The organism is Streptomyces sp. NPDC050610 (assembly GCF_040654875.1).
Taxonomy (GTDB): Bacteria; Actinomycetota; Actinomycetes; order Streptomycetales; family Streptomycetaceae; genus Streptomyces.
This window is the reverse complement of the sequence record NZ_JBFAIV010000074.1, coordinates 1-11196: the sequence shown is the minus strand read 5'-3', so window position 1 is coordinate 11196 and position 11196 is coordinate 1. Positions and strand designations below refer to the sequence as shown.

At 68.0% G+C, this 11196-nt stretch carries 11 protein-coding genes and 1 pseudogene; 7 read left to right on the top strand and 5 right to left on the bottom strand.

Annotated features, from left to right (window positions below; translation table 11 throughout):
- Positions 1 to 418: 418 nt before the first annotated feature.
- Positions 419 to 688: a hypothetical protein gene (locus AB0I22_RS39185; protein ID WP_363135818.1), complete on the bottom strand. Its 270-nt coding sequence runs from the start codon at positions 686 to 688 to the stop codon at positions 419 to 421.
- A 575-nt stretch (positions 689 to 1263) separates the two neighbouring features.
- Here AB0I22_RS39185 and AB0I22_RS39180 point away from each other — a divergent pair.
- The 6 genes and pseudogenes from AB0I22_RS39180 to AB0I22_RS39155 all read left to right on the top strand — a co-directional run bounded on the left by AB0I22_RS39180 (position 1264) and on the right by AB0I22_RS39155 (position 5814).
- The gene (locus AB0I22_RS39180) at positions 1264 to 2103 is read left to right on the top strand and encodes a helix-turn-helix transcriptional regulator (RefSeq protein ID WP_363135817.1); all 840 of its coding nucleotides are present in this window, start codon (positions 1264 to 1266) and stop codon (positions 2101 to 2103) included.
- Complete coding sequence (locus AB0I22_RS39175) at positions 2100 to 2306, top strand: DUF397 domain-containing protein (RefSeq protein WP_363135816.1); 207 nt, start codon at positions 2100 to 2102, stop codon at positions 2304 to 2306. The genes AB0I22_RS39180 and AB0I22_RS39175 overlap by 4 nt, the downstream gene beginning before the upstream one ends.
- A 911-nt stretch (positions 2307 to 3217) precedes the next feature.
- Positions 3218 to 3934: pseudogene (locus tag AB0I22_RS39170) on the top strand (helix-turn-helix transcriptional regulator).
- A 4-nt stretch (positions 3935 to 3938) separates the two neighbouring features.
- The gene (locus AB0I22_RS39165; RefSeq protein WP_363135815.1) at positions 3939 to 4148 is read left to right on the top strand and encodes a DUF397 domain-containing protein; all 210 of its coding nucleotides are present in this window, start codon (positions 3939 to 3941) and stop codon (positions 4146 to 4148) included.
- Between the two features lie 46 nt (positions 4149 to 4194).
- Positions 4195 to 4941, top strand: coding sequence for a DNA repair protein RecO (gene recO, locus AB0I22_RS39160; RefSeq protein ID WP_363135814.1), 747 nt, complete (start codon positions 4195 to 4197; stop codon positions 4939 to 4941).
- A 36-nt stretch (positions 4942 to 4977) separates the two neighbouring features.
- Complete coding sequence (locus AB0I22_RS39155) at positions 4978 to 5814, top strand: isoprenyl transferase (protein WP_363135813.1); 837 nt, start codon at positions 4978 to 4980, stop codon at positions 5812 to 5814.
- Positions 5815 to 5844: 30 nt separating this feature from the next.
- Here AB0I22_RS39155 and AB0I22_RS39150 read toward each other — a convergent pair whose 3' ends face one another.
- From AB0I22_RS39150 to AB0I22_RS39135, 4 genes are all read right to left on the bottom strand, one after another.
- Complete coding sequence (locus tag AB0I22_RS39150; protein WP_363135812.1) at positions 5845 to 6252, bottom strand: Fur family transcriptional regulator; 408 nt, start codon at positions 6250 to 6252, stop codon at positions 5845 to 5847.
- A 327-nt stretch (positions 6253 to 6579) separates the two neighbouring features.
- Positions 6580 to 7473, bottom strand: coding sequence for a metal ABC transporter permease (locus AB0I22_RS39145; protein ID WP_363135811.1), 894 nt, complete (start codon positions 7471 to 7473; stop codon positions 6580 to 6582).
- Positions 7473 to 8252: a metal ABC transporter ATP-binding protein gene (locus AB0I22_RS39140; RefSeq protein ID WP_363135810.1), complete on the bottom strand. Its 780-nt coding sequence runs from the start codon at positions 8250 to 8252 to the stop codon at positions 7473 to 7475. The genes AB0I22_RS39145 and AB0I22_RS39140 overlap by 1 nt, the downstream gene beginning before the upstream one ends.
- 26 nt (positions 8253 to 8278) lie before the next feature.
- Entirely contained in the window at positions 8279 to 9301 is a 1023-nt protein-coding gene (locus tag AB0I22_RS39135; protein ID WP_363135809.1) for a metal ABC transporter substrate-binding protein, read from the bottom strand.
- A gap of 210 nt (positions 9302 to 9511) precedes the next feature.
- Here AB0I22_RS39135 and AB0I22_RS39130 point away from each other — a divergent pair, with 210 nt between their 5' ends.
- A complete protein-coding gene (locus tag AB0I22_RS39130; protein WP_363135808.1) occupies positions 9512 to 10894 on the top strand; it encodes a glycine--tRNA ligase in 1383 nt (460 codons plus the stop codon).
- The last annotated feature ends 302 nt before the right edge of the window (positions 10895 to 11196 follow it).

Here is an 11196-nt window from a genome sequence, read left to right as displayed (position 1 = left end):
GTACAGTGCGGTCAGCAGGGCGTCCAGGTTGTTCGTCACACAACGATCTTGGACGCCCTGTCTGCGTTCCCGGACACACCGTCAGCATTCGGAATGACTCGTCTAGTATCGACGCAGAGGGAAGGTCATACGTCAGGCAGCCGATCCCGGATTGACAAGGTCGCCTCACCGATCGTCGGGCGGCCCCTGGCCTCGTCCGGTGGCCCCAGCACCACGCACTCGTCGACGGTTCGGCAGTAGCGCCTGTGCCCGGTTGCCTGGGTGTGACGGCGCATCCATTCCTCGACCCAATCGGGGCTCCCGGTACGGATCATCTCTCCGCAGTTGTTTTCCTCTCCTGCTACGCACTCGGCGCTGTACTCCGTGCGTGTGGTCGGATCCTGCTCGACCGTCCACGTCATGTACCGGAAGGCTCGACTCACTTCCGCCTCCTCATGATCTGTTCGGCTTCGGGGCCGAGGAGCCGCTGGAGAAGCCGGCTCTCGTCCGGCTTTCCCGCGGCGGTTTCGATGTCCTTGATCCGCAACGCGATCCGCATCAACGCCGCGTCGTAGTACCCCGGTTCGGCGCACCGGGCCCGCACGGCCTTGTGCACCCGCCGCCGACTGGGCCACACGGCGCGCACCGGGCGGGAGAACTGTCCGTACAGCGACCACCATCGCCGGGCCCGGCGGAGCCGACCCTGCACGAGAGGCCGCCTCACCGTCCGCCCCCGTTCCGCGGGTCGCTGACGTCGCGCGCGGTCAGCTTGACGTCCGTATCCGCCCTGCCCCGCCCCTGGCGATGCTCAGGGCATCGGCACGGCGGGAAGGCGAGCGAGCCGGGCGGGAGGTTCGGGCCGTCCGACGACTCGCCGAGGGCGCCGCTTGAGGCCGATGGCTTGGGAGCGATGAGTATCCCGTTGACGCCCCGTTCGGCCATCAGCCGGGACAGCTCTGCCCGCGCTCGGCTCCTCATGAGAACAGCCACTTCAGCCGGCCCAGTTCGGTCCTCACGCGCGCCAGAACGTGGCGGTCGGTGCGGCACTCGCTCTCAGCCGGCCACCACACCGGAGCTATGTGCCACGCACCTCCCGCGCGCAAGATCGCGTCAACAACGACGACTTCATAACCCGTGGGGGTACGCCCATCCCTGCAGGTGGGATGGTCTTCTCCGGTCATCACCGCTCCTCTCCGTAGCGAGGCCACTACCAGGGGGCCTCAGCGTGGACTAGAGTCGGCAGCCCTTCAAGTAAGCAAAAGCGAAGGGAGTTTTGGGCGCGTCATGGTCAACCAGAAAGAGTTGAACCCCGAGGGAAGCCTGCGGGAAGCGTACGGGGCACGGCTTCGCAGGCTGCGGGAAGCGCGTGGGTGGAAGCAGGAAGACCTGGCCGAGCAGGCGGGGTGCTCCAGCCAGCACATTTCAGCGGTCGAAACTGGTCGCAAACCGCCAACCCTACGGTTCTCGCGTCAAGTCGACGTTGCACTCGGAACCGCCGAATCCGCCGAAGCGTTCGAGCGTGAATGGCATGACATCCGGCATGGCTCGATGCTGGAAGGCTTCTCGGCATACGTGGAACAAGAGGGGCGTGCGGTAGAGATCAGGGTGTTCGATACCGGAGTCATCCCAGGTCTCCTGCAAACGCCGGAGTACGCAAAAGTGTTGGCAGACAGCGCAGCGAATCGAAGGGCAATCACGCCCCAGCAAGCAAACGAACGAGTCTCGTTCCTTATGGAACGCCAACAGGCTCTAGTGCGGAGCCGCCCGCCCATGCTGTTCGTGGTGATGGATGAAAGTTGCATCCGGCGCCCTATCGGCGGTCAAGCTGTCATGGAAGCTCAACTGGACCGGCTAATCACGCTTGCCGCCTCACCGACCACTGTATTGCAAGTAGCGCCATTCTCCATCGGGGAACGTCGCACGCTGAACCTGCCCGTCAACGTGCTGACGATGGCCGACCGGTCGGTCATGGCTTATGCCGAGTCGCAAGCTCAAGGACACTTGGACCGTGAGCCCACGTCAGTTCTATCCATGCTGACGGCCTACCATCAGCTACAGGGCGAAGTGTTGTCCCAGCCAGCATCCGTGGACATGATCAACCAGGTACGAAAGGGCAGCCCGTGAGCGCCAAAACCCCAGCTCCGCACTGGTTCAAATCCTCCTACAGCGATAACGGCGGAACCTGCGTCGAGATCGCCGCCAACCTCGCCGACACACACCGCGTCGTCCCCGTCCGCGACAGCACGGACCCTTACGGCCCCATACTCTCGTTCAACCCTGACGCGTGGGCATCGTTCGTCGCCTTCGCCAGGGCCGCCGAGGTCTGACCCGAGAGCAACACAAAACAGCCCCCGCCGGAGTGATCCGACGGGGGCTCGCTGCGCTTAGGGCATGGTTGATGAGACGGTTGCTCTGCCTCAGGTCCCCCGATGGCCAGTACGGGGAACTCGGAGAGTGCATGATACGGGGCCTCGCGCGGTCAGTCCGTGGGTCGGAAAGGCCCGCTAGTTGTCCTACATGCTTCCGCGCGTGGTCGAATTCGAGGACCTCGTTCGGGAATTAGAAGGGCGCCTTCAGCGTGGTGACGCTATGGGGGAAGCTATTTCGAGATCTCAAGCATACAAATTGGTGGAACTCGATTGTGGTCACGTCCCGCTGGTTGGGGCACGGAACACCCGCTGACATACCGACTTGGGATCCGGTTCCACTCGAAACTTCACCGCAGATCATCCTCGCGGTCTCAACTCCGCTTTCTCCGTGACGACTTACCGGAGCGGTCAACACCGCAGCGCGCTGGGGAGCGCCGTTTTGGCTGCCCGAGTGACCCGCCGGCCGATGCAAGGTCGGAAGGCTTGTTGTTGTGTTCAAACTGCCGGAGTCGGCACCGTGGTAGTCGCCGTCGTTCTTGGCACCCTCGTTCTCCTGGTCCGCTGTGTGTCGCCTCAGGAGTCGCAGCACCGTCGCTATACGCCGACAGGCCGGCTTCCCTGGTAACTCCTGCACTCCCTCAGATCTACTCGCACCGTGTTCGCCGTGAGATCGGGATGCTTCGCCACGTGCCCCTGTGCTGCCCATCCGCGGACCGTCTCCGGGGCGACGACGCCCAGAGCCTCCGCGGCCTGCCGTGGGAGACGAGGACGGGCTTCTCCGGGGCGTCCGCATGCCTCTGTACCCTCGTCCGTCGACTCGCTCTCGGCTCTCCAACGGGCAGCTGTGTGGCGAAGTGAGGGGGAGGCGCATGCCGACCAGAGCGGCCCCGACCGCGAGGCAGCGACGCCTGGCGCAGAGCTGCGGAAGATGCGAGAGCGCGCCGGGATGAACGTGGCTTACGCCGCCGAGCAGTTGGGCGTGAACTGGACGCGGATCAGCAACATGGAAGCATGTCGATTTGGCGTGAGCGAGGAACGTGTTCGCACTCTCGCTGCCATCTACTCATGTGGCGACCAGGCGTACGTCGATCAGCTCGTGGTCATGGCTGTGGAACGCGGTCACGGGTGGTGGGAGGACTACCGGGGGAAACTGGCCGCCAACGCCCTGGACCTGGCAGAACTCGAATACCACGCGGTCGGGCTGCGCTCGGTGCAGATCATGCACATTCCCGGGCTTCTCCAGACCGAGGACTATGCGAAGGCCGTGCTCTCCACCGCCGAGCCCGAACACACCCCGGTCCAGCTCCGGGCCAGGCTGTCGCACCGGCTGAAGCGTCGGGACGTGCTGGACCGGGAAGACCCGCCGCAAGGTGGCCCGGCGGCAGTTGGAGTATGTCCTTGAAGCGTCGGAGCGGGACAATGTGACCGTGCGCGTCATTCCGTTCTCCGCGGGCGGGTTTCCGAACGCGGGAAGTTCCACCACGTACGTCTCCGGGCCGGTGCCACAGTTGGACACGGTGCAGCTCGACGCGCTGACCCCCGAGGGCACGCGTGAATTCGTGCACGCCATCGCACGCCGACTCTGAAGGCATGGGGATGTCCGAAATACAGTGGCAGAAGTCCTCCTACTCGACGGACGCCGAGGGGAACTGTGTGGAGCTTGCCGCGCAGGCTGTAGGCACCGTTCTCCTCCGTGAAAGCGACGCCCCCGGCGTCCCCGTCACCACCACCCCCGCCCACCTGCGAACCCTTCTCCGGCACGTAAAAGCCGGAAGGCTCGGTGGTGCGCCGAGGCCGTGACCAGGCCCGCGCACAGCGGGCCTCGGCATGCGGGACAATGAACGGCATGAGTCTGTTCCGCGACGACGGCATTGTGCTGCGCACCCAGAAGCTCGGGGAAGCGGACCGGATCATCACGCTGCTGACGCGCGGGCACGGGCGGGTGCGGGCCGTGGCGCGGGGGGTGCGGCGGACGAAGTCGAAGTTCGGGGCGCGGCTGGAGCCGTTTTCCCATGTTGACGTGCAGTTCTTCGCGCGGGGCGGGGAGCTGCTCGGGCGGGGGCTGCCGCTGTGTACGCAGAGCGAGACCATCGCTCCGTACGGTGGGCCGATCGTCACCGACTACGCCCGCTACACCGCCGGCACGGCCATGCTGGAGACCGCCGAGCGGTTCACCGATCATGAGGGCGAGCCGGCGGTGCAGCAGTATCTGCTGCTCGTCGGGGGGCTGCGGACCCTGGCCTCGGGGGAGCATGAGCCGCATCTGATCCTCGACGCGTTTCTGCTGCGCTCGCTGGCCGTGAACGGTTACGCGCCCAGTTTCGAGGCGTGTGCGAAGTGTGGAATGCCCGGTCCCAACCGGTTCTTCTCGGTCGCCGCGGGGGGTGTGATCTGCGGAGAGTGCCGGGTGCCCGGAAGCGTCGTACCCTCCTCTGAGTCGATCGCGCTGCTCGGCGCGCTGCTGACGGGGGACTGGGGGACGGCCGACGCCTGCGAGGCGCGGCATGCCAGGGAGGGCAGTGGGCTGGTGGCGGCGTATCTGCACTGGCACCTGGAGCGGGGTCTGCGTTCGCTCCGGTACGTCGAGAAGTAGCAGCAGCAGCTACCGAACCTAGGAGAAGTGGCACGCATGGCACGACGCGGGATTCTGGGCCGTTCCCGACGCGAATACCTGACGCCGGAACCGCACCCCTCCGGGGCCCGGCCGCCGAAGATCCCCGGCGAGCTGGTGCCGAACCACGTGGCGGTCGTCATGGACGGCAACGGCCGCTGGGCCAAGGAGCGCGGGCTGCCGCGCACGGAGGGCCACAAGGTCGGCGAGGGCGTCGTCCTCGACGTGCTCAAGGGCTGCCTGGAGATGGGCGTCAAGAACCTCTCCCTGTACGCCTTCTCCACCGAGAACTGGAAGCGCTCGCCCGAAGAGGTGCGTTTCCTGATGAACTTCAACCGCGATGTCATCCGCCGCCGCCGCGACGAGATGGACGAGATGGGCATCCGGGTGCGCTGGACCGGGCGGATGCCGAAGCTGTGGAAGTCCGTCGTCCAGGAGCTCCAGGTCGCGCAGGAGCAGACCAAGGACAACGACGCCATGACGATGTACTTCTGCGTCAACTACGGCGGCCGGGCGGAGATCGCGGACGCGGCGGCGGCGATGGCCGCGGACGTCAAGGCGGGGCGGCTCGACCCGTCGAAGGTCAATGAGAAGACCTTCGCCAAGTACATGTACTACCCGGACATGCCGGATGTGGACCTCTTCGTACGCCCCTCCGGCGAGCAGCGCACCTCGAACTACCTCATCTGGCAGAGCGCCTACGCCGAGATGGTCTTCCAGGACGTGCTCTGGCCCGACTTCGACCGCCGGGACCTGTGGCGCGCCTGCCTTGAGTACGCGCAGCGCGACCGCCGGTTCGGCGCCGCGGAGGCCGAAAGCGCCGGCAACGCGGCGAATTCGGCCTCGGCGGGCTGACCCCGGCGCCGGGTGCGAACGGTCCTGCGGCTACTGCTTCGAGCAGTCGTCGCAGGTGCCGAAGATCTCGACGGTGTGGGCGACGTCCACGAAACCGTGCTCGGTCGCGATCGAGTCCGCCCACTTCTCGACGGCGGGGCCCTCGACCTCGACCGCCTTGCCGCAGACCCGGCACACCAGGTGGTGATGGTGGCCGCTGGAGCAGCGGCGGTAGACCGCCTCGCCCTCGCTGGTGCGCAGCACGTCGACCTCGCCGGCGTCGGCGAGGGACTGGAGGGTGCGGTAGACGGTGGTCAGGCCGACCGAGTCGCCGCGGTGTTTGAGCATGTCGTGGAGTTCTTGCGCGCTGCGGAACTCGTCCACCTGATCGAGCGCCGCCGAGACGGCGGCTCGCTGCCTGGTGGATCGGCCGCGTACCGGTGGACCAGCGGTCACCACAGTTGCCTCCTCCTGCTCGCCTGCATGCCCGTCGTCACGAGTGACCCGGCCAATTGTGCCAGGTGCGGCAGCGCCCCGGGGGATATCCCCAGGGCGCTGGACGGGGTTCGGGGGGCGGGAGCGCTCCCCTTCTCCCGTAATGGGCGGCGGGCGGGCTCGACCCGTACGGGGGTCGGCGGCGTGTGGACTGGGCCCGTACGGGGTCGGCGGTGTGGACTGGACCCGTACGGGGTCCGGTGCCGGCTTACGGACGTATGCGGTCCGTACGGGGTCCGGCGGCGGTGTACGGGCGTACGCGGCCCGTACGGCGTCCGACGGCGCCCCCGGCTAGACCCGTACGTCGTCCGTCGCCGTACGCGCCCCCGGCACCTCCAGCGTGCACCGCTCCTCGACCGCCGCGGTGCTCTTCGCCCGTTTCCTCGCCAGCGGCGCGGCGAGCGCGGTGAACGCGACGAACAGCACGATCGCGATCAGCACGATGGTCGCGCCGGCCGGCACGTCCGCGTAGTACGAGGTGGCGGTGCCGCCGAGGGAGACCAGGACGCCGAGGGAGACGGCCATCGCGAAGGTGGTCGCGAAGCTGCGCGCGATCTGCTGCGCGGCGGCGACCGGGATCACCATCAGGGCGCTGACCAGCAGCAGGCCGACGGCGCGCATCGCGACGGTGACGGTGACGGCGGCGGTGACGGCGATCAGCAGGTTCAGCAGCCGCACCGGCAGCCCGGTGACGCGGGCGAACTCCTCGTCCTGGCAGACCGCGAACAGCTGCCGCCGCAGCCCGAGCGTGACCAGGACGACGAAGGCGGCCAGGACGCACATCGTGGTGATGTCGGAGGGCGAGACCGTGACGATCGAGCCGAAGAGGTACGTCATGAGGTTGGCGTTGGAGCCGTTGGCGGAGAGGCTCATCAGCATCACGCCGCCCGCCATGCCCCCGTAGAAGAGCATCGCGAGCGCGAGGTCGCCGCGGGTCCTGCCGAACCAGCGGATCAGCTCCATCGCGACCGCGCCCGCCACCGAGACGGCGGTGGCCACCCACACCGGGCTGGTGTTGAGCAGGAAGCCGAGGCCGACGCCGGTCAGGGCGACGTGGCCGATGCCGTCGCCCATCAGCGCCTGGCGGCGCTGCACGAGGTAGATGCCGATGGCGGGGGCGGTGACGCCGACCAGGAGGGCGGCGAGCAGCGCGCGCTGCATGAAGGCGAGGTCGAGGATTTCCATCAGGTCAGCAGCCCTGTCCGGATCGGTTCGGCAGCCGGGTCGGCGTGCGGGTGTACGTGGTCGTGGCCGGGGAGCGCGTGCTGGCCGACCGCCTCGGGCGGCGGGCCGTCGTGCACGACGCAGCCGTCGCGGAGCACGACGGCGCGGTCGATCAGCGGCTCCAGCGGGCCGAGTTCGTGCAGGACGAGCAGGACGGTGGTGCCCGCGGCGACCTGGTCGCGCACGGCGTCCGCGAGGACGGCCTGGCTCGCGAGGTCGACGCCGGCCATCGGCTCGTCCATGATCAGCAGCTCGGGCTCGGCGGCCAGCGCGCGGGCTATCAGCACCCGCTGGTGCTGCCCGCCGGAGAGCGCCGCCACCGGGTCCTTGATCCGGTCGGCCATGCCGACCAGCTCCAGGGCCCGTACGACGGCCTCCCGGTCGGCCCGGCGCGGCCGGCCCAGCCTGGTGCGGGCCAGCCGGCCGGCCGAGACGACCTCCTTCACGGTCGCGGGCACCCCGCTCGCGGCGGTGGTGCGCTGCGGTACGTACCCGAGCCGCGCCCAGTCCTTGAAGGCGCGCTGCGGCGTGCCGAAGAGCTCCAGCTCCCCGGCGGAGAGCGGGACCTGGCCCACGACGGACCGTACGGCGGTGGACTTGCCGGAGCCGTTGGCGCCGAGCAGGGCCACCACCTCACCGCGCCGCACCGTCAGGTCGACGCCGCGCAGCACGGGGCGCGAGCCCAGCGAGGCGGTGGCCCCGCGCAGCGAGATGACCGGTTCGGGCGGTTGCGGTTCCATGGTTTCCTCCGTCGCGTGGGCCTGGCTCACTTGGTGCCGAGCGCCTTCTGCAGGGCCTTGAGGTTGGACGTCATGACCTCGAAGTAGTCGTGGCCCTTGGACTTGTCCGTGATGCCTTCGAGCGGGTCGAGCACGTCGGTCTTCAGCTTCAGGTCGCCGGCCAGCGTCTTGGCGGTGGCGGGGCTGGCGAGGGTCTCGAAGAAGACGGTGCTCACGTCGTGGTCCTTGGCGAGTTTATGCAGGTCCTTGACGCGGGCGGCGCTGGGCTCGGCCTCGGGGTCGATGCCGCCGATGGCCTCCTCGACGAGTCCGTACCGCTCGGCGAGGTAGCCGAAGGCGGCGTGGGTGGTGATGAAGGTGTCGGAGGCACGGTTCTTCAGGCCGTCGCGGTACGACGTGTCGAGGGCGCCGAGCTTCTTGACCAGGGCGTCGGTGTTCTTCTGGAAGTCGGCCTTGTGGTCGGGGTCGGCCTCGGCGAGGGTCTTGTTCACGCCCTTGGCGACCTCGGCGTACTTCACGGGGTCGAGCCAGATGTGCGGGTCGGCGGCGGCGCTGCCGCCGTGGTCGTGGCCGCCGTGCCCGTGCTCGTCCTCTTCGCCTCCGCCGTGGGCGGTGCCGTTGTCCTTGGTGGTGTGGTGGTGCCCGTCGACCTCGGTGCCGTGCTCTTCGAGGTGGGTGAGGGAGGCGGCGTCGGCCACGTGCTTCACGCCGGACTGCTTGACGGCGTCGTCCACGGAGGGCTGGAGGCCCTTCAGGTAGACGATCGCGCCGGACTCGCCGAGGGCGGCGGTCTGCTTCGGGGTGAGCTCCAGATCGTGCGGCTCGACGCCCGGCTTGGTCAGGTCCGTGACGTTGACGTGGTCCCCGCCGATCTGCTGGGCGAGGAATTCCATCGGGTAGAACGACGCCGTGACGTTCAGTTTGCCGTCCTTGGTCTTGGCCGCGGTGTCCGAGGACGAGCAGGCGGAGAGCGCGAGGAGGCCGGCCGCGGCGACGGCGGCGACGGTGACGGTGGGTATTCGGGTGAAGCCGGTGCGGCGTACGTTCATGACACTCATTTTCAACAAAATTGGAAATGATTGTCAACAGCGCGGGGTGTGAGCCAGGTCGCGCCAGAGGGCTGCGGAACCGATTTGATTAGGGGGGTGGAGCCGCCGGTAACCTGAAGCATTCGCTGTTCGTCTCCTGATCGTCACCCCCTCAACGAGGCGCTACGCGCCGCCCCATCCGATATCCGTCGTCGCAATGAAGAGAGCACCGTGGCCGCCGACAAGATCGACACCATCGTCAGCCTGAGCAAGCGCCGTGGCTTCGTGTACCCGTGCAGTGAGATCTACGGCGGTCAGCGCGCCGCCTGGGATTACGGACCCCTCGGCGTCGAGCTCAAGGAGAACATCAAGCGCCAGTGGTGGCGCTCCATGGTCACCTCGCGCGATGACGTCGTCGGTCTCGACTCGTCGGTGATCCTGGCGCGCGAGGTCTGGGAGGCCTCGGGCCACGTCGCCACGTTCACCGACCCGCTCACCGAGTGCACCTCCTGCCACAAGCGGTTCCGTGCGGACCACTTGGAAGAGGCATACGAGGCCAAGCACGGCAAGTCGCCCGCCAACGGGCTGGCCGACATCAACTGCCCGCACTGCGGCAACAAGGGCAGCTTCACCGAGCCCAAGCAGTTCTCCGGCCTGCTGGCCACCCACCTCGGCCCGACCCAGGACTCCGGCGCCGTCACCTACCTGCGCCCCGAGACCGCCCAGGGCATCTTCACCAACTTCGCCCAGGTGCAGCAGACTTCGCGCAAGAAGCCGCCGTTCGGCATCGCCCAGACCGGCAAGTCGTTCCGCAACGAGATCACGCCGGGCAACTTCATCTTCCGCACCCGCGAGTTCGAGCAGATGGAGATGGAGTTCTTCGTCAAGCCCGGTGAGGACGAGCAGTGGCACGAGTACTGGATGGAGCAGCGCTGGAACTGGTACACCGGCCTCGGCATGCGCGAGGAGAACATGCGGTGGTACGAGCACGCCGCCGAGAAGCTCTCCCACTACTCCAAGCGCACCGTTGACATCGAGTACCGCTTCAACTTCGGCGGCACCGAGTACTCCGAGCTCGAAGGCGTCGCCAACCGCACCGACTTCGACCTCAAGGCGCACTCCAAGGGCTCCGGCCAGGACCTGTCGTTCTTCGACCAGGAGGCCGGCGAGCGCTGGTTCCCGTACGTCATCGAGCCGGCGGCCGGCCTCAACCGCGCCATGCTCGCCTTCATGCTCGACGCGTACAACGAGGACGAGGCCCCCAACGCCAAGGGCGTCATGGAGAAGCGCACCGTGATGCGGCTCGACCCGCGCCTCGCGCCGGTCAAGGTCGCCGTCCTGCCGCTGTCGCGCAACCCGCAGCTCTCCCCGAAGGCCAAGGGTCTGGCGACCGACCTGCGCCGCAACTGGAACATCGAGTTCGACGACGCCGGGGCCATTGGGCGGCGTTACCGCCGCCAGGACGAGATCGGGACGCCGTTCTGCGTGACGGTCGACTTCGACACGCTCGACGACAATGCGGTGACGGTGCGGGAGCGCGACACCATGAAGCAGGAGCGGGTGTCGCTCGACCAGATCGAGGGGTACCTGGGGAGCCGGCTGCTCGGCTGCTAGTTCGCAGCCTGCCGGTGTAGCAGGCTGCTGCCCCTGCTGCCGGCCTGCGCCGGCCCCTTGCCCTCAATCGCCGGGCGGGCTGGGAGGGGGCTGCGGTGCGTGTGACGTGCTGGTCTTCGCCCTCAATCGCCGGGCGGGCTTGATGTGACGTGGCTCGGGCCGGTGGCTGTGGCCTTGGCCGCTCTGCCCTCAATCGCCGGGGGGGGGGGGGGGGGGGCCCCCCCCCGGCCGGGGGGGGGGGGGGGGGGGGGGGGTGTTTTTATCGAGGCGCGGGTGTTGTTACACCCCCACTGCGGGTGTTT

Bases quoted from the DNA above. Each gene is read 5' to 3' on its own strand.
- AB0I22_RS39180 (WP_363135817.1), top strand. From the start codon at position 1,264: ATGGTCAACCAGAAAGAGTTGAACCCCGAGGGAAGCCTGCGGGAAGCG.
- AB0I22_RS39165 (WP_363135815.1), top strand. From the start codon at position 3,939: ATGGGGATGTCCGAAATACAGTGGCAGAAGTCCTCCTACTCGACGGAC.
- recO (WP_363135814.1), top strand. From the start codon at position 4,195: ATGAGTCTGTTCCGCGACGACGGCATTGTGCTGCGCACCCAGAAGCTC.
- AB0I22_RS39155 (WP_363135813.1), top strand. From the start codon at position 4,978: ATGGCACGACGCGGGATTCTGGGCCGTTCCCGACGCGAATACCTGACG.
- AB0I22_RS39145 (WP_363135811.1), bottom strand. From the start codon at position 7,473: ATGGAAATCCTCGACCTCGCCTTCATGCAGCGCGCGCTGCTCGCCGCC.
- AB0I22_RS39140 (WP_363135810.1), bottom strand. From the start codon at position 8,252: ATGGAACCGCAACCGCCCGAACCGGTCATCTCGCTGCGCGGGGCCACC.
- AB0I22_RS39135 (WP_363135809.1), bottom strand. From the start codon at position 9,301: ATGAACGTACGCCGCACCGGCTTCACCCGAATACCCACCGTCACCGTC.